The following is a 22,753-nucleotide window of genomic DNA, read 5'->3' as shown; positions in this document are numbered from 1 at the left end:
GTGCGAAGGATCGCGGCGCTTGTCTTTTTCATCGCGCCTTTCGATCGCGGCGGCCAGCCAATGAGCATCCCCTTCACCATCGCCATCGACGGCCCTGCCGGCGCCGGCAAGGGCACCCTCGCCCGGCGGCTGGCCGACCACTACCGGCTGAACCTGCTCGACACCGGTCTCACCTATCGCGCCGTGGCCTACGCGCTGATCCAGCACGCGCTGCCGCTCGACAATGTCTCAGCCGCCGAAACCGCTGCCCGCCAGGTCGACTTGGCCAAACTCGACCGCACGGTGCTGTCGGCACATGCGGTCGGCGAGGCGGCCTCGAAGGTCGCGGTGTTCCCGACCGTGCGGCGCATCCTCGTGGAAAAGCAGCGCGCCTTCGCCAAGACGCCGCCGGGCGCGGTGCTCGATGGGCGCGACATCGGCACGGTCGTCTGCCCCGACGCCGACATCAAACTCTATGTGACGGCGAGCGCCGACGTGCGCGCGAAGCGCAGGCTGGCCGAGATCGAGAGCATCGGCGGCACCGCCGATTTCGCCGAAATCCTGGCCGATATCGTGCGCCGCGACGAGCGCGACATGGGCCGCGCCGACTCGCCCTTGAAGCCGGCGACCGACGCGCACTTGCTTGATACCAGCGAAATGGCTATAGAAGCCGCGTTTCTCGCAGCCAAGGCGATCATCGACGACGTGTTGGCCAAGAGAGACAACGCCTGATCCGGGTTTTTCCCTCGCGTTTCCGTTGTCGGAGGCGAAGAAGACACCCATATCGGGCACGAACCAGCCTGCCAGCATTCTTCATGCGCCGGAGTTGCCGCTTAAAGAGCGGCCCAGGGCTTTTGTAGCCCGGAACGCCGGCAGGCTAACGCAACGCTAACCCACGGCGCCCGTCCCGCTTGAGATGCGGGACATTCCAGGAGAAACAATGTCAGCTGCAAATCCCACTCGCGATGATTTCGCGAGCCTGCTCGAAGAATCATTTACCACAGGCCATTCCGGCGAAGGCCAGGTCGTCAAGGGCACGATCACTGCGATCGAAAAAGACATGGCCATCATCGACGTCGGCCTCAAGGTCGAAGGCCGCGTGCCGCTGAAGGAATTCGGCGTCAAGGGCAAGGACACCACCCTCAAGGTCGGTGACACCGTCGAAGTCTATGTCGAGCGCATCGAGAACGCGCTTGGCGAAGCGATGCTTTCGCGTGAGAAGGCCCGCCGCGAAGAGAGCTGGGTCCGTCTCGAAGAGAAGTTCACCAAGGGTGAGCGCGTCGAAGGCGTCATCTTCAACCAGGTCAAGGGCGGCTTCACCGTCGACCTCGACGGCGCCGTGGCCTTCCTGCCGCGCAGCCAGGTCGATATCCGCCCGATCCGCGACGTCTCCCCGCTGATGCACAACCCGCAGCCCTTCGAGATCCTCAAGATGGATCGCCGCCGCGGCAACATCGTGGTGTCGCGCCGTACCGTGCTCGAGGAGAGCCGCGCCGAACAGCGTTCGGAAATCGTGCAGAACCTCGAAGAAGGCCAGGTTGTCGAAGGCGTCGTCAAGAACATCACCGACTACGGTGCGTTCGTCGACCTCGGCGGCATCGACGGTCTGCTGCATGTCACCGACATGGCGTGGCGCCGCGTCAACCATCCGACCGAAATCCTCAACATCGGTCAGACGGTCAAGGTGCAGATCATCCGCATCAACCAGGAAACCCACCGCATCTCGCTCGGCATGAAGCAGCTCGAGAGCGATCCGTGGTCCGAGATCGGCACCAAGTTCCCGATCGGCAAGAAGATCAAGGGTACCGTCACCAACATCACCGACTACGGCGCGTTCGTCGAGCTGGAGCCGGGCATCGAGGGTCTCATCCACGTTTCGGAAATGTCGTGGACGAAGAAGAACGTGCATCCCGGCAAGATCCTGTCGACGACGCAGGAAGTCGACGTGGTGGTGCTCGAGGTCGATCCGGCCAAGCGCCGCATCTCGCTCGGCCTCAAGCAGACGCTCGAGAATCCGTGGCAGGCTTTCGCCTCGAGCCATCCGGTCGGCAGCCAGGTCGAGGGCGAGGTCAAGAACAAGACCGAGTTCGGCCTGTTCATCGGCCTCGAAGGCGACGTGGACGGCATGGTGCACCTTTCCGACCTCGACTGGACCCGTCCGGGCGAACAGGTCATCGAAGAGTACAATCGCGGCGACATGGTCAAGGCGCAGGTGCTCGACGTCGATATCGACAAGGAGCGCATCTCGCTCGGCATCAAGCAGCTGGCCAAGGATACGGTCGGCGAAGCGGCGACTTCAGGCGAACTGCGCAAGAACGCGGTCGTCACCTGCGAAGTCATCGGCGTCAAGGATGGCGGTCTGGAAGTGCGGCTGGTCGACAGCGGCATCGAGACCTTCATCAAGCGCTCAGATCTGAGCCGTGATCGCGACGAGCAGCGCCCCGAGCGCTTCACCGTCGGCCAGAAGGTCGACGCCCGCGTCATCGCCTTCGACAAGAAGACCCGCAAGCTGCAGGTCTCGATCAAGGCGCTGGAAATCGCAGAAGAGAAGGAAGCCGTCGCTCAGTACGGCTCGACCGACTCCGGCGCTTCGCTGGGCGACATCCTGGGTGCCGCGCTGAAGAAGCAGGGCAGCTAAGCCTCTTCGCATAGGCTCGAAAACAAAACCCCGCCGGAGCGATCCGGCGGGGTTTTTCTTTGACCAATGTAAAAGGTTGGAAGGTTACGCCCTGCCGTAAAGCGGTACCAGCGCGCCGCTCATCGCCTGATTGGCCGGCGAGGCCAGATAAGCGATGGCTTCGGCGGCGGCTTCGAGGCTGACCCATCTGGTGACATCGGCATCCGGCATGTCGGCGCGGTTTGCCGGCGTGTCGAGCGTCGACGGCGCCACGGCGTTGACCAGGATGCCCTTGTGCTTCAGCTCCTCGGCCATCGCCACCGTCATTGCTGCCACCGCCGCCTTGCTGGCGGCGTAAGCGACCGAGCCGGCGCCCTTGCGCGGTTCCAATGCCGCCCGTGCAGCGATATTGACGATGCGGCCTGCCGTGCCTGACGCCAGCATCGAGCGCACCGCCGCACGACAGCACAGGAAGGCGGTGCGCGCATTGGTATCCATCATCTCGGCGAAGGAAGCCGACTCGATCTTTTCCACCGGCGCCGCGGTAAAGCCGCCGGCCAGGTGGATCGAGCCCCACAGGTCCGGAACCTGGCTGTAGAACGCCTCGACCTTGGCGGAGTCCGATAGATCGACATTGTGCACCAGCTTGACACGATCATGCGCGGTGAAAGGGAAATGCGATGGTGCGGCGGCATGGGCATTGGGCACATGGCAGATCGCGCCGTCGCTCAGCAGTTTGCCGACAACCGCACCGCCGAGCGCGCCGGTTCCACCGGTCACGACGATATGCTTGCCTTCAAGGGTTTCCGTCATCTTGGACCGCTCCTGTCATTTTTTTTATCGTTAGGTCGTTTCTTGCGCCGCCGACGCGAAGCGTCGCGCCTTTCGCGCCATCACTCAATTGAAATCTCGACATGGCAGTTGTTGCGTCTTTGCATGCGTCCAGCCGCGGGCCAGCCACGGGTCATGCCAGCCGAGACGGGAAGCTCGCGCCACCGATGTTCAGTCAACCGTGATTTCGATGACGCGCGGCAGTCCGGTGGCCCGCGCGCGCTTCAGCGCATCTGCCAGAGCGTCGATATCGGCAAGCCGTTCGGCGCCGATGCCATAGGCCTCAGCCAGCTTGCAGAAATCCGGCGGTGCCGGCGACACGCCCACCGGCTCGACGCCGACATCGAGCATCGAGGTTTCGATCTCGCGATAGCCGCGATTGTTCCACACGATGAAGATTACGGGCGCCCCGGCATCGAGCGCGGCGCCCAGCTCCGGCAACGTGAACTGGAAACCGCCGTCACCGGTGAGGCAGACGGCCGGCGCCTCGGGCACAGCAAGGGCAGCTCCAATCGCCGCCGGCGGGCCATAGCCGAGTGCGCCGAAACCTGTCGCGGCATTGAACCAGCCGCCTGGTCGATCATGGTCATAATAGAGGTTGGCAGCATAGATCGGCTGCGTCGAATCGCCGACGATGAGTGCGCCAGGCAGCGCGTCGCGGATCGTCTCGACGGCGCGCACCTGCGCCTGCAGCGTCGGATTGAGCTCGGCAAAGGCCGCTTTGCGGGCCGCGGCGGCGCGCAAAGGGCCGCCCTCGCTTGCCGGAACATGGCTGATTTGCGGAAGCAGCGCCTCGAGCGCCTCGGCACAATCGGCCTGGATCGAAACCGTCGCCGGGCGGCGGGCAAGCTGGTCCGCGCCGATATCGATGCGGATCAAATTGACGGGCAGGACGAAGCCGCCATCGCTGTAGCCGTCATAGTCGGTCGGGCCGAATTCGGTTCCGGCGGCAATCACTAGATCCGCTTCGGCCATCAGCGCCCGCACTGCCTTCAGGCTGGGGCTGGCCGGCACGCAAAGCGGATGACCATGCAGCAGGCCGCGCGCGTTGGCGGTCTGGACGACCGGCGCACCCAGCCGTTCGGCCAGACGCCGCAATGGCGCTTCGGCCCGCTTGGCGCCGCCCCCGGCCAGGATCAGCGGGCGGCGCGCGGCAGCGATGAGTTTGGCAGCGCTGGCAATTGCAACGCCATCCGGCGCGGGCGGTGCCGCATTGCTCAGCATGGCGGAGATGCCGTCCGCCGGCTTGACCATGACGTCGGTCGGAATCTCGATGTGCACCGGCCCGGGCCGGGCCGATGAGAACAGCGCGAAGGCCTGCGCCAGCGCACCTGGCAATTCGCTGGCCTGGGTGACGCGCTGCGAAAACAGCGCAACCTTTTCCATCATGCCGCGCTGGTCAGGCAGTTCATGCAGGAAGCCGAGGCCCTTGCCCAAGGTCGGCGTGGCGTTAACCCCGGAGATGACTAGCATCGGCACCGAATCGGCACGCGCCTGACCCATGGCGGTGATGGTGTTGGTCAGCCCCGGTCCGGTGATGACGAAGGCGACGCCCGGCCTGCCGCTGGCGCGCGCATAGCCGTCGGCCATGAAGCCGGCGCCCTGTTCGTGGCGCGGCGTGACATGGCGGATGTTGGAGCGCGCCAGCCCCCGGTAGAGTTCGACCGTGTGCACGCCGGGAATGCCGAAGACCGTGTCGACGCCATGGGCTTCGAGCAGCGAAATGAGCGCCTCGCCGACGGTCGGGCCAATGTTGGTCATTGGCGCAGCACTGGCCGCGTCAGGCAGGTAGGGCCGCCCTCGCAGGCGATGCAGAGCGCATCCGCCTCGAAGATGGAGACCACGCAGCCGGCGGCCTGCATGGCAGCCGCCGTCTTGGGAAAGCCTGCAACGGCAATGACCTGGCGCGGCGCCGTCGGCAGCACGTTGAGGCTGAGCCCGTTGGAGGCGAAAAACTCGTCGGCATCGCCCTCGACCAGCGTGATGCCGCGCGCCCGCAGCATCTGGTAGAAGGCGGCCGGCAGCAAGGGCGCGTAGACCAGCGCCAGATCGTCGGCGAGCGGACTGATCACCGACATCAGATGCAGGCAGGCTTCCTCGCCGTGCCAGAGCGGCAGGTCGAAGCCTAAGACCGAAATGCCCTTGGGCGAGAGCAGATTAGCGAGTTGCTGGATACCGTCCTGGTTGGTGCGCACGCCACGACCGACGGCCAGCGTGGTCGCATCGACCCAGACGCAGTCGCCGCCTTCCACCTGGCCAGGGCTTTCAAGGCGCCCAAGGATGGGAATGCCCATGCGCTCGTAAGCTGCCTCATGCAGGCCGGGCTCGGCCTGGCGCAATGCCTTGCCCATCGAGAGAATAATCGCGCCATGATCGGTCATCAGCGACGGATCGTGGGTGAAGACGGAATCAGCCAGCCCGTCATCGGCATCCGTCAGCCATTCGATCTCGGCGCCGGAAGCCGCGACCATGCCGGACAGCTGCTCATGCTGGGCTGCGGCCTTTTGCGGATCGAAGCCTGGACCATAGTGCCATTCCTGTGCCCTGGCATGACGCATGGCGCTGGCGGCGGACCGCATCAGCACGCGTTTCAGGGGTCCGGCCATGGACTGCGACCCGTATGATTTGCCCACTCAATTCTCCCGAAACGTTCGTTGCCGCCACTAACCACTACGGCAAGCTCCGATCAATAGTCCAAAAACCATGGTTGACGGAGGCAAGCGGAACGGTCCATCCTGAGAATGGGAACTCTGTCAGTGACGGGTAATGGGTAAAAGATACCAGCAGCGACCGATTCTACCGCGCCGCGGAGCGTCGAAGGGATGACGGTTACAAGCGCCGCATCCGCACTGAAATACACGGCGCAGGACGGCGCCGCCGAAGCCATCCATGTCGAGAACCTGCACAAGAGGTTCGGTGAGTTGCATGTGCTGAAGGGCGTGTCCCTGTCGGCGCGTGACGGCGAGGTGATCGCCATTATCGGTGGCTCAGGCTCGGGCAAGTCGACGCTGCTGCGCTGCATCAACTGCCTGGAAAATCCGACCAGCGGTGTCATCCGGGTCAATGGCGAAGAGATCAAGCTCAAGGCCGACAGCCACGGCCACACGGTTCCGGCCGATCGCAAGCAGATCGAGCGCATCCGTTCCAAGCTCGGCATGGTGTTCCAGAACTTCAACCTGTGGAGCCACATGACGCTGATCGAGAACGTCATCGAGGTTCCGGTGCACGTGCTTGGCGTCAAGCGCGATGTGGCGATCGCAGAGGCCGAAAAGCTGCTCGCCCGCGTCGGCCTTGCCGAAAAGCGCGACGTCTATCCGGCCTATCTGTCGGGCGGCCAGCAGCAGCGGGCCGCTATCGCCCGGGCGCTGGCCATCAATCCGCGCGTCATGCTTTTCGATGAGCCGACCTCGGCGCTGGACCCTGAGCTGGTCGGCGAAGTGCTGAAGGTGATCGGCGACCTGGCACGCGAAGGCCGCACCATGGTGCTGGTCACCCATGAGATGAAGTTTGCCCGTGAGGTCGCGACGCATGTCGTCTACCTCTACAACGGGTTGGTCGAGGAAGAGGGGCCGCCGGAGCAGATATTCGGCGCACCGAAATCCGAAAGGCTGAAACAGTTCATCCGCAACATCGGCTAGGAACAGGCCGGGGCGGGAGAAACCGGGAACCAACAACAAACTGGGAGTCGTGAAATGAAGACCGTTCTGAAGACATTCGCCGCAGCGCTGCTGCTCGGCGTCGCTGCGATGGGCGTGGCCAAGGCCGATCCGGTCAAGATCGGCGTCGCCGCCGAACCCTATCCACCCTTCACCTCGCCCGATGCATCAGGCAAGTGGGTCGGCTGGGAGATCGAGTTCATCGACGCCGTCTGCGCCGAAGAGAAGCTTGACTGCGTCATCACCCCGGTTGCCTGGGACGGCATCATTCCGGCGCTGACGACGAAGAAGATCGACCTCATCGTTAGCTCGATGTCGATCACCAACGAGCGCAAGAAGACGATCGACTTCTCGGACAAATATTATAACACGCCGACGGCGATCATCGGGCCAAAGGACCAGAAATTCGGCGCCACTCCGGACGACCTCAAGGGTAAGGTCATTGGCGTTCAGGTGTCGACCGTGCACGCCGTCTACGCCAAGAAGCACTTCACCGGAGCGGCGGAAATCAAGGAATACCAGACCCAGGACGAAGCCAACAACGATCTTGCGGCCGGCCGCCTCGACGCGGTGCAGGCCGATTCCATCGCGCTTGGCGAATTTCTCAAATCGGACCAGGGCAAGGCCTGCTGCGATCTGAAGGGCATGGTGGCACCGGATGACGAAGTGCTCGGACCGGGCGTCGGCGCCGGCGTGCGCAAGGAAGACACCGAGTTGAAGGACAAGATCAACGCCGGCATCAAGGCGATCCGCGCCAACGGCAAATACGACGAGATCTCGAAGAAGTACTTCGATTTTGACATTTACGGCGGCGGCGGCGCGCAGTCGAACTGACAATCCTCGCATGAGCCGAGGGGCATGGCGTCAGCGCCATGCCCTCCTGCCCGATCTTTCCCAGGCATGTTTGCCGCCGACGCAGCCGTCGGTGGTTAGAGCCAGCAATCCGGGGGCGACGCTGATCGACGCATTTCTTTCGGCCTCGGCGGCCGGCATCATCGAACTTCTCTCGCCCAATGCGCCGGGCTGGGGCGGGACCCTTTTGGTTGGACTGCTGCATTCGATCGAGATCGCGCTGGGCGCCACATGTCTCGGTCTTTTGATCGGCACCTGCGGCGCCTACGGCAAGCTTTATGGCGGCCCGGTGGTGCGCGACCTGCTGGTGGTCTACACCACCATCGTGCGCGCCGTGCCCGAACTGGTGCTGATCCTGCTGCTCTATTACGCCGGAACCGACCTGATCAACCAGGCGCTGACGGCAATGGGTTATCAGCGCGTCGACATCAGTGGCCTTGCCGCCGGCATCGCCGTGCTCGGCTTTGTCCAGGGCGCCTATTCGACCGAGGTGATACGCGGCGCGATCCTGGCCATTCCGCAAGGGCAAATCGAAGCCGCCCGCGCCTATGGGATGTCTCCCGGCCTTCTCTTGCGGCGCATCACCTTGCCGGCAATGCTGCCCTTCGCCATACCGGGCCTCGCCAATCTCTGGCTGATCGCCACCAAGGACACTGCACTGCTGGCGGTCGTCGGCTTCTACGAGCTGGCGCTGGCAACGCGGCAGGCCGCCGGCGTCACCAAGGCCTATTTCACCTTCTTCTTCGCCGCGGGCGTGCTCTATCTGCTGTTGTCGCTGTTTTCCAACCTCCTCATCGGCCGGGTCGAGGCCTGGTCGCGGCGCGGCATGCCTTCGCTGAAGGAGGCGCGCTGATGGCCAACGAGGCGGCTATCATCAACGTCGTCGCGCGGACGTCGCTGTGGCTGCAGCCGCACCGCATCGTGCTGATCCTGATCGCACTCGGGCTGGTTCTGTCGGCGGCGTTTTTCATGCGCTGGGACTGGCTGCCGCAATATTATGAGATGGGATTGATCGGCATCTGGCGCTCGCTGTGGATCCTGGCCGTCACCTGCATTCTGGGCTTCCTGCTCGCCGTGCCGCTCGGGCTGGCGCAGGCCGCCGGCTCCTTCTGGTTCGCCGCGCCCGCCAGGGTGTTCTGCACTGTGATCCGGGGCACGCCGCTGCTGATCCAACTGTGGCTGCTCTACTACGGCCTGGGCTCGCTGTTTCCACAATATCCGTGGATCCGTGGATCCTGGATGTGGCCGTATCTGCGGCAAGCCTGGCCCTATGGCGTGCTGGCGTTGACCTTGTCTTTTGCCGGCTATGAAGGTGAAGTGATGCGCGGCGCCTTTGCCGGCGTGCCCAAGGGGCAACTCGAGGCCGCCCGCGCCTTCGGCATGAGCCGCTGGAAGGCATTCCGGCGCATCTGGTTGCCGCAAGCCATCTACCGGGCGCTGCCGACGCTGACCGGCGAGACCGTGCTGCAATTGAAGTCGACGCCGCTGGTGGCGACGATCAGCGTGATCGACATCTTCGCCGTTTCGTCCAAGGTGCGGCAGGATACCTACCTCACCTACGAACCCTTGCTGCTGCTGGCGCTGATCTACATGACGATCACCGGTATTCTGGTCTTCGCCTTCGGCCGGATCGAAGCCAGGATCCCGAACAAGATCGGCTAGCGAGTTAGCGAGTTAGCGAATAGCGAATAGCGAATAGCGAATAGTAAGCACTCGATATTTCCGCTATTTCCGCTACTCCCTACTCGCCATTCGCTATTCGCCCAGGAACTCATTGTGATGCAACTCAGTCTCGATCAGGCAAAAGGACTGTGCCGGATGGCGGCACTCGGCGCCGGCGCCAATGAGGAAGCGGCACAATCGCTAACCGCTTCGATCATATCAGCCGAGTCAGAAGGGGTTTCCTCCGTCGGGTTTTCGCATTTCATCGATTACCTCGAGGCGCTGGAAGCCGGACGCATTGACGGCAACGCAGACCCGGTGATCACCCGGCCGGCGTTGGCGATCTACCTCTCCGATGCGCGCGGCGGGCTGGCGCATACCGGCTTCGACCGCACCATCGACGACCTCGCCAAGACGGCAAGACTGTTCGGCGTCGCCATCTTCTCGCAGAAGAACGCCTATACATGCGGCGCGCTCGGCTATTTTACCGGCCGGCTGGCAGCACAGGGGCTGGTGTCGTTCGCCGCCACCAACGGCCCGGCCGTGCTCGCCGGCTCCGGCTCGGTGAAGCCGGTCTACTGCACCAATCCGATGTCGTTTGCCGCACCCGCCGCCGACGGCGCGCCGCTCGTCATCGACCAGTCGTCGAGCGCCACCGCCTTCGTCAACATCCGCAAGGCCGCCGAGGACGGTAAGACAATCCCCGAAGGCTGGGCGCTGGACGTCAGCGGCAACCCGACCACCGATCCGGCCGCCGCCATGAAGGGTGCCATGCTTGCCTTCGGCGGCCAGCGCGGCGCCAACATCGCGCTGATGGTCGAAGTGCTGGCGGCGGGCCTGTCGGGCGCCAACTGGTCGCTCGACGCGCCATGGTTCGGCGGCGGACCGGACAGTCCGGGCACCGGGCTGTTCGTCCTTGCCATCGAACCCAAGCTGCTCGATCCGGATTTCGAGCAGCGGATGAAGGACCAGCTCGACCGGCTGCGGCGGCGCTTCGGCGTGCACGTGCCCGGTCGTGCCCGCGCTGAGGCCACAGAGAAGGCGCAAGCGCGCGGCATCACCGCGTCCAAGGCCGTGGTGCAGCGCATTTCCGAATTCGCCGCCCGCTACTCCTCCTGAATAATCCATTAGATATCCGATAGTTATCTTGGATCTGCCCGCTTGAAGTGTGGCGCGGTGCAATTTTCTTTGCGCCCCGCTGAACCTTTCTGCGCGCCGCCGCGACCCAGCTTTGTCCAGGGCAAGGCGAGCTTGCCCGATCCACACCGGGGGCACCAAACCGCCAACCGCAGCGCCGACTTCATCGCGGCCTGCAAGAAGATCGGCGGCACCATGTCGGATGTTCAGGGCTGGGGTGGGCGTACTTGCTTTTCGCCCTCCTGACACCGTCTCAGGTCAGGCCGCTCCGTCGGTCCCCTGACTTCGCATGGATGCAGCCCGGAAAGCCCCGCCTCGGCGGGGTTTTCTGCTTTTTGCATCCACTTCTTTGGGTGGCGATCCTGCTGTTCTTCGCCATTCGCGGCGGCAACCGCCATTCGGCAGACGCTCGCATCGGCAAGGCGTTCTGATAAGGCCGGCAGCGACCACGCGTCACCCTTTGCCTTTGGCGCGAAACCGATTATGAAACGGCTTCAGCCAAGCTTGCGAGCGCCGGAGCCAGCCATGACCGAAATCCTGCAGACCCCAAAGCTCGTCGTCGTCTTTGGCGGGTCAGGCTTTGTCGGCCGCCATGTCGTGCGCGCGCTGGCCAAGCGCGGCTATCGCATCCGGGTCGCCTGCCGGCGGCCAGATCTCGCCGGCCATCTGCAGCCGCTCGGCAATGTCGGCCAGATCCAGCCGGTGCAGGCCAATGTGCGCGTGCGCTGGTCGGTAGACCGTGCCGTGCAGGGTGCCGACCACGTCGTCAATCTGGTCGCCGTCCTGCATGAGAGCGGCCGGCAGAAATTCCCCGCCGTCCACGAGTTCGGCGCCCGCGCCGTGGCCGAGGCAGCGCGCGCCGTCGGCGCCGGCCTCACCCATATTTCGGCGCTGGGTGCCGACCTGAACTCCGCATCGGACTATGCGCGCACCAAGGCGCTCGGCGAAAAGGCCGTCCTGGAGACGATCAAGGACGCCGTGATCTTCCGGCCATCGATCAATTTCGGGCCCGAAGACGCCTTCTTCAACCGCTTCGCCAACATGGCGCGCTATTCGCCGGTGCTGCCGCTGATCGGCGGCGGCCAGACCAAATTCCAGCCTGTCTATGTCGGCGACGTCGCCGAAGCAGTGGCGCGCTCGGTCGACGGCAAGGTCGATGGCGGTCAGATCTATGAACTCGGCGGCCCCAAGGTACTCACCTTCAAGGAATGCATGGAAGAGTTGCTCCAGGTGATCGAACGCAAGCGGATGCTGGTGCCGGTGCCGTGGTGGGTTGCCAACATCCTGGCCTCGATCCTCGGCCTCTTGCCCAATCCGCTGCTGACCAAGGACCAGGTGATACAGCTGCGCGAGCACAACATCGTGTCGGACGCGGCGGTCAAGGCCAACCGGACACTCGCCGGGCTTGGCATCCAGCCGCAATCGATCGCGACGATCGTGCCCAGCTACCTCTGGCGCTACCGCGCCGCCGGCCAGTTCCAGCGCAAGCCCGCGGCATGATTCATTCAGCTTGAAGGCTGTCAGCCTAGCGGGGCGTGACCTGCATCGGCAAGCCGCCTTGCGGCTGGGTGGTGAGTTTCTGTACCGGCCACGGTTTCGTCTCCGCGGTGGTGTCGAAGCGGAAGCGTGACAGCATGATCGCCAGCGCGATGATCGCCTCCTGCATGGCGAAGCTGGCGCCGATGCAGACGCGCGGGCCCGCACCGAACGGCAGATACTGGAAGCGGTCGATCTTTTCGCGGTTTCCCGGATGGAAGCGCTCCGGCAGGAAGGCATCCGGCCTGTCCCAAAGCTTCCGGTGGCGGTGGACGACCCACGGCATCACCAGCACGGCGGTGTGCTTCGGGATATAGAGATCCTTCCACATTTCTGGTTCGATCGGCTCGCGGTTGATGGACGGCGCCGGCGGATAGAGCCGGAGCGCCTCGTCGAAGGCAGCGCGCGTCAGCGGCATGGCATCGAGCCACTTCGTCGGATCGGGCTCGCTCGCCAGCACGCGGTCGATCTCCTGCTCGACCCGGTTGCGCTCCCACGGCGATTCCGCAAGGCAATAGAGCGTCCAGCCAAGCGCGCGCGCCGTAGTCTCGTGGCCGGCGCCGATGAAGGTGATGATGTTGTCCTCGACTTCGGCTCGCGTCAGCCCATCAGGGCCTTCGGCCTTGAGCAGCAGCGTCAGGAAATCCTGCGGCACGGCATCGGGATCGCGCTTGAATCTCTCCTCGCGCATCTTGACCGTATCAGTGACGATCTTGCGGAAATAGGCCATGGTCTTGCGGCCGCGGATGCGGGTCAGGCGTGGCAGCCAGTCGGGCGCGCGCAACAGGTCGAGCGGATCGACGCGGCCCATCGTCTCGAACAGGCGGTCGATCTCGTTGGCGAAACTGCCGGGCCCGCCCGCGATCTCGCCCGAGAACAGCGTTTCGGCCAGGATGTCGTAAGTGAGCAGCGTCATGTCATGGGCGATGTCGGATATGCTGCCGCCTTCATATCGCGTGACGAACTCCCGCGTGCGCCGAAGCATCGGCTGGGCAAAGCCGAAGATATGGCGCGGCGTGAACACCGGCGCCATCGCCTTGCGCGACCGCCTCCACACCTCGCCCTCGGCGGTCAGCAGGCCGTCGCGCAGGATCGGCCGCAGGATTTTCTGGCGCACAGTCGCCATCTTGTAATTCTTGGCGTTGTCGACCAGCACGTGGCGGATCAGGCCGGGATCGTTGGCAACAATCAGATGTCCACCAACGCCACTCGCCGAAATCCAGGGCTCGTTGTAGGTATGCTCCCCCCACAGTTCGAGCGGGTTGCGGTAGACGATGCGGATCATCTCCAGCGTCGAGGGAGGCGTCGTGCGCGGCTTCGGCGCCGGGGGAACAAAGGGGGCGGGCTGGACGTCCATGAGCTGCTCCGCTGATACCACAATGTAGTGACTCGCGATCCGGGCGTCCATGTGACCGAACGGCAGACGCAAATTGTCCGGCCTGGGATGTGCGGCAGACAGTCCGTTCAGCCGATTGTGACCGCCCTCCTGGCGGTGTCGCCTTGTCCGCGGCCATGCTCTGCCATAGGTCACGGTCACCAACAGATACCGCCAGCCTTGGGAGCCAGCCTTGAAGCACCAGTTGAACATCATCATCGGCAGCACGCGGCCAGGCCGCGCCGGACCGGTTTTCGCCGACTGGCTGGAGAGATTCGCGCGCGAACACGGGAAATTCGAGCCGATGCTGACCGACATCGCGGCGTTCAATCTGCCGGTGCTGGACGAGCCGCACCATCCAAGGCTTGGCAAATACCAGAACGACCATACCAAGGCTTGGTCGAAAGCCATCGATGCCGCCGACGCCTTTGTCTTCGTGGCGCCGGAATACAATTATTTCGTGGCGCCGGCGATCGTCAATGCGATCGACTATCTGTTGCGCGAATGGAAATACAAGCCAGCCGGCATTTTCAGCTATGGCGGCGTCTCCGGCGGCCTGCGCGCGGCGCAGGCGCTGAAGCCGCTGCTGACCTCGGTGGGCGTCATGCCGATCCCGGAAGGTGTCGCGCTGCCGATGTATCAGAAACTGCTCGACGAGAAAGGCGCTTTCAACGCCAGCGAGCAGGTGCAGGGCGGCGCCAAGACCATGCTCGACGAGCTGCTGCGCTGGAGCGAGGCGTTGAAGCCGATGCGGGCTGCCTGACGCGCCGGCCTTGCGCCAAAAGCCCGGCTTGCTCATACCATAAAGAGATGGAATGTTCGCACAGATGAACGAGCCGGGGAGGCAGTTCGACTTGCGCTTGCTGTTTGCCTTGCTGCTGATGCTCACGACCACCGCCGCTGCGATGGCGGAGCGGCGCGTGGCGCTGGTCATCGCCACCGATAACTACCGGCTGATCCGGCCGCTCGCCAAACCGGTCCATGACGGCGAGGCAATGGAGGCGGCGCTGAAGAAGCTCGGCTTCGAGGTCGTTCTCGAAACCAATCGCGATCTGCGGCGCATGCGCCGCGCGCTCGACGATTTTCGCCAGGATGCCAGAGGCGCCGACGTGGCGCTGGTCTATTTCTCCGGCCACGGCGTCGAGATATCAGGCGACAACCGGCTGCTGCCGGTCGATGCCGACGCCTCCTCGCTCGATGCGCTGGAGAAGACCAGCCTGCCGCTGGAGGAGGTGCGCGACGCAGTGGCCGCCACAGCCAAGGTCGGCCTGATCATGCTCGACGCCTGCCGCAGCGATCCGTTTTCGGGCACGGTGAGCGAAGGTCGAGGCGCGACATCGCTGGCAAAGGATGTCGCGGAGAAAGTTAGGCCGGGGCTCGGCCGAATTGGCCGCGCCGAAAACATCCTGTTCGCCTTTTCGGCAGCGCCAGGTGAGACGGCGGCCGACGGAACCGGCGAGAATTCGCCGTTCACGACAGCGCTGACCAAATATCTCGGCACTGACGGGATCGAGATCCGCTCGGTGCTGACGCTGGTGCAGCAGGAGGTCTATGACCTGTCGCGCGGCAAGCAGCTGCCCTATGTCGAGAGCGGCCTGCCGAAGCTGTTCTTTGCCGTAGCGGCCAAGAAACAGCTGCCGGAGCGCGAGCGCCTGCTGCTCGCCATGGCCGACGTGACGCCTCAGATGCGCGGCGAGGTCGAGCAGATAGCCAGCGATGCCGACATGCCGCTGGCGCCGCTCTATGGCGCGCTGATCAGCTCCGACGCCAGCCACCTATCGGCGGACAGCCTGAATGCCAGGCTGCATGAGGCGGCCGACGCCTTCGTCAAGGTGCGCAGCGAAATGAGGACGCTCGCCTCCGATGATCCGCAAGTGACGGAACTGCGCCGGCAGGCCGAGGAGCAGCTATCGCTCGGCGCCTTCGACAGCGCGCGCGCCATCCTCGCCAAGGCCGCCGATATCGACAACGTCTCGCGCAACGCCTTGAGGGCCAATTTCGTCGGCCGCACGCTGTCCGAGGCGGCGACGCGTTTCCTGTCAGGCGGTGCGGCACGAGCCGATCTCGACTACGCCACGGCCATCAAGGACTACGAATCGGTGCTGGCCCTTTTCGGCGAGGCCGGGCAAACCTCGCTGGCGCTGGACGACGCCGACCGCCAGATCCGGACGCTGGACGACCTCGGCAAGCTCTATACGCTCGTCGGCAACACCGATGCCGCAGGCCGCGCCTTTACGGCGCTTGTATCCAATCTCGAGCTGCGTTCGGCCCATGAAAGAGATCCGAGCGTCAAGCGCGATTTTGCCGTCAGCCACATCAAGCTCGGCAACATCAGGCTGGTGCAGGGCGACCTGCCGGAAGCGCTTGAGAACTATCAGGCCGCCAGAACCATGCTCCGGGATTTGACCGCGGCCGAGCCCGATCGTCTGCCATGGTTCGGCGACTTCGCCACGGCCGACGACAAGATCGGCGATGTGCTGGTGACGCAAGGCGACCTGGCCGGGGCCGCGCAGATCTACCAGGAAAGCCTGTCGGTCAAGAAGCAGCTTGCCGACAACGAGCCGGAGCGCGCGGAGCTGCAGCGCGACCTGACTATCAGCTATGACGAGATCGGCGCGCTGGCGCGTACCGCCGGCCAGTTGGACAATGCGCAGGCGGCCTATGAGCAAAGCTTGGATATCCGGCTGGCGCTGGCCAACAAGAATCCACAGGATCCAGGGCGGCAGCGCGACGTCTCTGTCAGCCATACGACGATCGGCGACCTCAAGCGCGAGCGCAGCGATGCGGTTGGCGCGCTCGCGGCCTATCGGGCCAGCCAGTCGATCGTCGAGCGGCTGGTGGTGCGCGATCCGGACAACAGCGAGCTGAAGCGCGACCTGTCGGTCGGCTACGCCAAGATCGGCAATGCGCTGAGCGACCAGGAGAAATGGCCGGATGCGCTGTCGGCCTACAGGCAAGCTCTCGAACTGGCCCGCGCGCTGGCGGCTGGCGACCCAAACAACACGGATTGGCAGCGCGACCTCTCCGTCAGCCTCGAAAAGGTCGCCGGCATTCTGGCGATCCAAGGCGACCGGGCGGGTGCGCTCAGGGCCTACACCGACAGTTTCGTCATCGCAGACCGGCTGGCCAAGCTTGATCCGGCCAATGCCGACTGGCAGCGCGACCTGTCGATCACGCTGTCGGAGATCGGCATGCTCAAGGCCAAGCAACACGACATCAGGGGTGCACGGCAAGCCTTCCAGGACAGTCTCGACATCCGCCAGCAGCTTGCCCAGGCCGACCCGAACAACGCCACCTGGCAGCGTGATCTGGTGGTTGCCTATGTCGACTACGCCCAGGTCGCGAAAAGCCCCAAGGCCGTGCTTTCCCGGGCGCTCGACATGACGCTGGAACTTGATCGGACCGGGCGGCTGGCGCCGCGCTACAAGTTCATGATCAAGTTTCTCAGGGACCGGCTGGCCAAAGCCAGATAAGGCCTGGCGAGAGCGCGTCATGGACAGCCGGCTCATTCCCGGGGAAATGCCTGCAAACCTTGGAAAAACCGCCTTTAGCGCCTATATCTAGTGCATATCAGAGGCGCGATTCGGGGCCAATTTTCCGCGCCGTGCGAGCGGCATCCAGACAACAGGTTTTCATGAGCGATCAGATCGACAACATCAGCGGCGCTGAAGCCGAATACGGCGCCGATTCCATTAAGGTTTTGAAGGGGTTGGATGCTGTCCGCAAACGCCCCGGCATGTATATCGGCGACACCGACGACGGTTCCGGCCTGCATCACATGGTCTATGAGGTGGTCGACAATGCGATCGACGAGGCGCTGGCCGGTCATGCCGACCTCGTCACCGTGACGCTGAATCCCGACGGTTCGGTCACCGTGATCGACAATGGGCGCGGCATTCCGACCGATATCCACACCGGAGAAGGCATTTCGGCGGCTGAAGTGATCATGACTCAGCTGCATGCCGGCGGCAAGTTCGACCAGAACTCCTACAAGGTCTCGGGCGGCCTGCATGGCGTCGGCGTCTCGGTGGTCAATGCGCTTTCGGCTTGGTTGAAACTGAAAATCCGCCGCAACGGCCAGATCTTCGAGATGAGCTTCACGCATGGCAATGCCGACGCGCCGCTGAAGGCGACAGGCAGCTATGAGCAGGACAAGCAGCCGGGCACCTATGAAGGGCGCAGCGGCAGCGAGATCACCTTCTTCCCGTCGACCGAGACCTTCACCATGGTCGAATTCGACTTCGGGACGCTGGAACACCGGCTGCGTGAGCTTGCTTTCCTCAATTCCGGCGTGCGCATCGTCCTGAGCGACGCCCGTCACGCCGACGTCGTGCGCCATGAACTGCACTATGATGGCGGACTGGAAGAATTCGTCAAATATCTCGACCGGGTCAAGAAGCCGTTGATCGACAAGCCGATCGCTATCAAGGCTGAGCGCGACGGGATAACCGTCGAAGTGGCGATGTGGTGGAACGACAGCTACCACGAGAACGTGCTGGCCTTCACCAACAACATCCCGCAGCGCGATGGCGGCACACATCTAGCCGGCTTTCGCGGCGCGCTGACGCGCCAGATCACCGGGTATGGCGACTCCTCGGGCCTAACGAAGAAGGAAAAGGTCTCGCTGATCGGTGACGATTGCCGCGAAGGCTTGACGGCGGTGCTGTCGGTCAAGGTTCCCGACCCGAAATTCTCCTCGCAGACCAAGGACAAGCTGGTCTCGTCGGAAGTCCGGCCCGTTGTCGAAGGACTGGTCAACGAAGCGCTTGGCACCTGGCTGGAGGAGCACCCGGCAGAGGGCAAGGTGGTCGTCGACAAGGTGATTCAGGCAGCGGCGGCGCGTGAAGCGGCACGCAAAGCGCGTGACATCACCCGCAAGAGTTCGCTCGGCGTCACTTCCCTGCCCGGCAAGCTGGCCGATTGCCAGGAACGCGACCCGGCAAAATCCGAAATCTTCATCGTCGAGGGCGATTCCGCCGGCGGCTCGGCCAAGGGTGGGCGTTCGCGCCAGAACCAGGCGATCCTGCCCTTGCGCGGCAAGATCCTCAATGTCGAGCGGGCGCGCTTCGACCGCATGCTCGGCTCCGACATGATCGGCACGCTGATCACCGCGCTCGGCACCTCGATCGGCAAGGATGAGTTCAACGCCGACAAACTGCGCTATCACAAGATCATCCTGATGACCGACGCCGACGTCGACGGCGCCCATATCCGCACCTTGCTGCTCACCTTCTTCTTCCGCCAGATGCCGGAATTGATCGAGCGCGGCCATCTCTACATCGCCCAGCCGCCGCTCTACAAAGTGACGCGCGGCAAGAGCTCTCAATACATCAAGGACGAAGGCGCCTTCGAGGAGTTCCTGATCGGTTCGGGGCTGGAGGAAGCGTCGCTTACGCTCGGCTCCGGCGAAGTGCGCGCCGGGCAGGACCTGCGCGGCGCCATCGATGATGCGCTGGCCGTGCGCCAGCTGATCAACGGCCTGCATACACGCTATAACAGGGGCGTGGTCGAACAGGCGGCGATCGCCGGCGGGCTCAACCCGGACGTCTTCACCGATCTTGGCCGCGCCAATGCCATGGCGGAGCGGATTGCAAAACGCCTCGACATCATCGCCGAGGACACCGAGCGCGGCTGGACCGGCCGCATGTCGACCTCGAATGAAGGTGTCGGCGGCTATGTGTTCGAGCGCACGGTGCGCAGCGTCAAGGAATACGCGCATCTCGATCTGGCGCTGATCAACTCGGCCGATGCACGCCAGCTCGACCGCTACGCTCAGCGCCTCAGCGAGGTCTATGGGTCGCCGCCGGTGCTGCGCCGCAAGGATGTCTCCGAAACCATCTCGGGGCCGCTGGCGCTGCTCAATGCCGTCTTTGCGACCGGCCGCAAGGGCCTGACCATGCAACGCTACAAAGGTCTCGGCGAAATGAACGCCGAACAGCTCTGGGAGACCACGCTCGATCCGAACGTGCGCTCGCTGCTGCAGGTCAAGGTCAATGACGCGACCGATGCGGACAGTCTGTTCTCGCGGCTGATGGGCGATGAAGTCGAACCGAGGCGCGAATTCATCCAGGACAACGCGCTGTCGGTCGCCAACCTGGACATTTGAGCCAGACCCATTCTTACGCCGGCGGTGGCTTACTCGGCTCCAGTTTGCGGCCGAGGTCGACAGCATCGCGCAGCACGGCAAGGTGCGAGCGCGGCCGAGCGCCGGCCTCGACGCCGGTCGCCGTCAACGACCAGTACAGTGTGTGGGTGAAGATGCGGCCGAGGGAACCGCGCAGCTCGACCTGGATATTCTCCACGCCGGGGCCGAACTTTTCAGCCATCGGTCCCGAAATCGGGTCGCCCGTCAACCAGCCATTGCCCCCGTCGAAGATGTTGGTCCAGCGCGTCGCGGCAAACACCGCGCCGTGATGCACCGCTCGCCGCGGTTTGCCTGACGGGCTGCGTCCCTCCTGATAAAGCACGGTGCCACCGGCCGCTGGCCCTTCGGCAATCGGCGGGCATGCCGAGAACAGTCGCTCGGCCATGCCGCGCCTGAATTCCGCGAGATTGTTCGTCACCAGAAACTCGCTGTGGGTCAGCGGACTGCCGAGTGTGATGAAATCGCTGATCTTCCATGGCAGCGGATGGTCGGCATCCGCAGTTCGCAGTTGCCGGTAGAGCTCCCACTGATCACGTCGGAAGCCGGCGAGGTCGTCCAGCTTGCTGGGCCATGCGGAGCCATCGGCAACAAGGGTCGCCTTGTCGATGGCACGGATCGCTTTCAGTTTGGCCCTGTCGCGGATGGCCTCCAGTTCTCGGGGCCTGAAATCGGCCCACAATATCTGCAGGAGATCATAGGCGATCATCGATCCAAGGCTGTGCGAAACCAGCACGATCCGGTCGTAGGCATCGTCCATCATCAGACGTTTCAGCAGCCGCAGGCCGCGATCGCGGATCAGCGCTCGCTTCTCGACGGTCGCCGCTTCCGCACGCATATAGGCCGCAACATCGCCGAAATAGGGAATGCCGAACCGGTCCACCAACCAGATGATCAGCGAAGCCAGGATGGTGACGAGCAGGCCGGCGGCCAAGGAGATATGCTGCTGCCAAACCGACGTCGCGAGCGCGAGCGCCGCGCACAGGGCGACGATGACGGCAAGAAGCGTGACGATGTAGAGCTGGCGGGCGTCGGGAGGAATATCGGTCGGCCTGCGCCACAGCAGATTTGTCACCCAGGCGGCGAGCCGCCCCCGGGTCGTGCCCTGGGTGATGTCGGCCCAGTAAAGCTCGTAGAAATCGGTGCGACGGCCATCTACATCATAAGGCGTGGTGATGCGGCGAAGTTCGTATGAATTTGTCCGGCTGTCGGGTGTGATCCAGCTCTGGTTGATCTTCGCGCCGGCGGGGTCGGCCGGATCGGCGACTCGGGCATAAAACGGCGCGCGGGCGGGGTCATGGCTCCAGACAGCCTGGACAAAGCCGCGCAGCGTGTCCATCGGCCGCTGTTCGCCCATGCCATGCACGATCACCACCGCCTGGCCAAGCTTGCGCGGCGCTTTCCCAGTGGGCGGCGATGCTATTGGGTCGGGCACCAACGTCTCCGTTGACGACAATCCCGTCAGCGGGACAGGAATTCGTTATCGTAGCCCCGAACAGCCGACACGCCAAGAAAAAGCCCGGCACGAGGCCGGGCGCTCCTTGGCTTGTCTCAGTGCCGATCGCCGATCAGTGATCCATCGCCTTGACGATTTCTTCGGTCATCTTCTTGGCGTCGCCGAGCAGCATCATGGTGCCGTCCTTGTAGAACAGCGTGTTGTCGATGCCGGCATAGCCGGAGCCGAGCGAGCGCTTGACGAACAGGCAGGTGCGAGCCTTGTCGACGTCGAGGATCGGCATCCCATAGATCGGCGACGACTTGTCGTCGCGGGCGGACGGGTTGGTGACGTCGTTGGCGCCGATGACATAGGCGACGTCGGCCTGCGCAAATTCGGAGTTGATGTCCTCAAGCTCGAACACTTCGTCATAGGGTACGTTGGCTTCGGCCAAGAGGACGTTCATGTGACCGGGCATGCGGCCGGCGACCGGATGGATGGCGTACTTCACGTCGACGCCGTTGGCCTTGAGCTTGTCGGCCATTTCGCGCAGCGCGTGCTGCGCCTGGGCGACCGCCATGCCGTAGCCCGGCACGATGATGACTTTCTGGGCGTTCATCATCAGGTAGGCGGCGTCGTCTGCCGAACCCTGCTTGACCGTGCGCTCGATGCCGTCATCCGCCGTGGCGGTAGTCTCGCCGCCGAAGCCGCCGAGAATGACCGAGATGAAGCTTCGGTTCATGCCCTTGCACATGATGTAGGACAGGATCGCGCCGGACGAGCCGACCAGCGCGCCGGTGATGATCAGCGCCAGATTGCCGAGCGTGAAGCCGAGTGCGGCCGCCGCCCAGCCCGAATACGAATTGAGCATCGACACGACGACCGGCATGTCGGCGCCGCCGATCGGGATGATCAAGAGGACGCCAAGGACAAGCGAGGCCGCCACAATCAGCCAGAACACCAACTTGGATTCGCTCGCAACCAGCAGCACGATCAGCACGATCAGCGCGATGCCAAGGGCTGCGTTGATGAAGTGGCGACCGCCGATCATGATCGGCTTGCCGGACATGCGGCCATCGAGCTTCAAGAACGCGATGACCGAGCCGGTGAAGGTGATGGCGCCGATGGCGACGCCGAGGCTCATCTCGATCAGCGCCTGGGCGTGGATGTCGGCGACCGTACCGATGCCAAAACTCTCCGGCGCATAGATGGCGGCGGCCGCCACCATGACGGCGGCAAGGCCGACGAGCGAGTGGAAGGCGGCGACCAGCTGCGGCATCGAGGTCATGGCAATGCGCCGCGCGGTGACGGCGCCGACACCGCCGCCAATTGCAAGGCCGAGCACGATCAGGCCGAAGCGGCCGGCGGACGGGGTCGCCAGCGCCAGCGTGGTGGCGATGGCAATGCCCATGCCGATCATGCCGTAGAGGTTGCCCTGGCGGCTGGTGGTCGGGTGCGACAGCCCGCGCAGCGCCATGATGAACAGGACGCCTGAAACAAGGTAGAGGAAGGACGCGAAGTTGGCGTTCAT

At 64.0% G+C, this 22,753-nt stretch carries 17 protein-coding genes; 11 read left to right on the top strand and 6 right to left on the bottom strand.

Annotated elements, in window-relative coordinates; all coding sequences use genetic code 11:
• Nucleotides 1-60: 60 nt before the first annotated feature.
• Nucleotides 61-711 carry a (d)CMP kinase gene (cmk, locus tag NKI20_RS14715; protein ID WP_352831511.1) on the top strand — a complete coding sequence of 217 codons (651 nt, stop codon included), beginning with the start codon at nt 61-63 and terminating at the stop codon, nt 709-711.
• A gap of 208 nt (nt 712-919) precedes the next feature.
• Nucleotides 920-2,617, top strand: a complete 1,698-nt coding sequence (gene rpsA / locus NKI20_RS14710) for a 30S ribosomal protein S1 (RefSeq protein WP_013528183.1) — start codon at nt 920-922, stop codon at nt 2,615-2,617.
• 84 nt (nt 2,618-2,701) lie between these two features.
• Here rpsA and NKI20_RS14705 read toward each other — a convergent pair whose 3' ends face one another.
• From NKI20_RS14705 to NKI20_RS14695, 3 genes are all read right to left on the bottom strand, one after another.
• Nucleotides 2,702-3,409 (bottom strand): SDR family NAD(P)-dependent oxidoreductase, encoded by a 708-nt coding sequence (locus tag NKI20_RS14705; RefSeq protein WP_352603330.1) that lies wholly within the window; start codon nt 3,407-3,409, stop codon nt 2,702-2,704.
• A 189-nt stretch (nt 3,410-3,598) separates the two neighbouring features.
• Nucleotides 3,599-5,188 (bottom strand): 5-guanidino-2-oxopentanoate decarboxylase, encoded by a 1,590-nt coding sequence (locus NKI20_RS14700; protein WP_352603328.1) that lies wholly within the window; start codon nt 5,186-5,188, stop codon nt 3,599-3,601.
• Entirely contained in the window at nt 5,185-6,033 is an 849-nt protein-coding gene (locus NKI20_RS14695) for a dimethylarginine dimethylaminohydrolase family protein (protein ID WP_352603360.1), read from the bottom strand. The genes NKI20_RS14700 and NKI20_RS14695 overlap by 4 nt, the downstream gene beginning before the upstream one ends.
• Before the next feature lie 216 nt (nt 6,034-6,249).
• Between NKI20_RS14695 and NKI20_RS14690 the strand changes: the two genes are divergently transcribed.
• The 6 genes from NKI20_RS14690 (at nt 6,250) to NKI20_RS14660 (ending at nt 12,234) form a co-directional block, all read left to right on the top strand.
• Complete coding sequence (locus NKI20_RS14690; RefSeq protein WP_352603326.1) at nt 6,250-7,065, top strand: ABC transporter ATP-binding protein; 816 nt, start codon at nt 6,250-6,252, stop codon at nt 7,063-7,065.
• Nucleotides 7,066-7,119: 54 nt separating this feature from the next.
• Nucleotides 7,120-7,917 carry a transporter substrate-binding domain-containing protein gene (locus NKI20_RS14685; protein ID WP_023761473.1) on the top strand — a complete coding sequence of 266 codons (798 nt, stop codon included), beginning with the start codon at nt 7,120-7,122 and terminating at the stop codon, nt 7,915-7,917.
• A 157-nt stretch (nt 7,918-8,074) separates the two neighbouring features.
• Nucleotides 8,075-8,788: an ABC transporter permease gene (locus tag NKI20_RS14680; RefSeq protein ID WP_352831508.1), complete on the top strand. Its 714-nt coding sequence runs from the start codon at nt 8,075-8,077 to the stop codon at nt 8,786-8,788.
• Nucleotides 8,788-9,597, top strand: coding sequence for an ABC transporter permease (locus tag NKI20_RS14675; RefSeq protein WP_352831490.1), 810 nt, complete (start codon nt 8,788-8,790; stop codon nt 9,595-9,597). Before NKI20_RS14680 ends, NKI20_RS14675 begins: the two co-directional genes overlap by 1 nt.
• A 117-nt stretch (nt 9,598-9,714) precedes the next feature.
• A complete protein-coding gene (locus tag NKI20_RS14670; protein WP_352831488.1) occupies nt 9,715-10,716 on the top strand; it encodes an Ldh family oxidoreductase in 1,002 nt (333 codons plus the stop codon).
• 543 nt (nt 10,717-11,259) lie between these two features.
• Nucleotides 11,260-12,234, top strand: coding sequence for a complex I NDUFA9 subunit family protein (locus NKI20_RS14660; protein WP_352831486.1), 975 nt, complete (start codon nt 11,260-11,262; stop codon nt 12,232-12,234).
• A gap of 25 nt (nt 12,235-12,259) precedes the next feature.
• Here NKI20_RS14660 and NKI20_RS14655 read toward each other — a convergent pair whose 3' ends face one another.
• The gene (locus NKI20_RS14655; RefSeq protein ID WP_352831484.1) at nt 12,260-13,627 is read right to left on the bottom strand and encodes a cytochrome P450; all 1,368 of its coding nucleotides are present in this window, start codon (nt 13,625-13,627) and stop codon (nt 12,260-12,262) included.
• Nucleotides 13,628-13,838: 211 nt separating this feature from the next.
• Between NKI20_RS14655 and NKI20_RS14650 the strand changes: the two genes are divergently transcribed.
• The 3 genes from NKI20_RS14650 to gyrB all read left to right on the top strand — a co-directional run bounded on the left by NKI20_RS14650 (nt 13,839) and on the right by gyrB (nt 19,751).
• On the top strand, nt 13,839-14,408 hold the full coding sequence (locus tag NKI20_RS14650; protein ID WP_352831482.1) for an NADPH-dependent FMN reductase: 570 nt from the start codon (nt 13,839-13,841) through the stop codon (nt 14,406-14,408).
• Between the two features lie 52 nt (nt 14,409-14,460).
• Entirely contained in the window at nt 14,461-17,118 is a 2,658-nt protein-coding gene (locus tag NKI20_RS14645; protein ID WP_352831480.1) for a caspase family protein, read from the top strand.
• 161 nt (nt 17,119-17,279) lie between these two features.
• Nucleotides 17,280-19,751: a DNA topoisomerase (ATP-hydrolyzing) subunit B gene (gene gyrB, locus NKI20_RS14640; RefSeq protein WP_023761465.1), complete on the top strand. Its 2,472-nt coding sequence runs from the start codon at nt 17,280-17,282 to the stop codon at nt 19,749-19,751.
• Between the two features lie 13 nt (nt 19,752-19,764).
• On the opposite strand, the gene NKI20_RS14635 is transcribed toward gyrB, so the two are convergent.
• Both NKI20_RS14635 and NKI20_RS14630 read right to left on the bottom strand, forming a co-directional pair.
• Nucleotides 19,765-21,222 (bottom strand): hypothetical protein, encoded by a 1,458-nt coding sequence (locus NKI20_RS14635; RefSeq protein ID WP_031260776.1) that lies wholly within the window; start codon nt 21,220-21,222, stop codon nt 19,765-19,767.
• Between the two features lie 133 nt (nt 21,223-21,355).
• Complete coding sequence (locus tag NKI20_RS14630) at nt 21,356-22,753, bottom strand: NAD(P)(+) transhydrogenase (Re/Si-specific) subunit beta (RefSeq protein ID WP_352831477.1); 1,398 nt, start codon at nt 22,751-22,753, stop codon at nt 21,356-21,358.

Origin of the sequence: Mesorhizobium sp. M0830, assembly GCF_040319965.1 — a bacterium.
Lineage (GTDB): Bacteria > Pseudomonadota > Alphaproteobacteria > Rhizobiales > Rhizobiaceae > Mesorhizobium.
The sequence above is the reverse complement of the archived record's forward strand: the minus strand, read 5'-3'. Positions and strand labels throughout refer to the sequence as shown.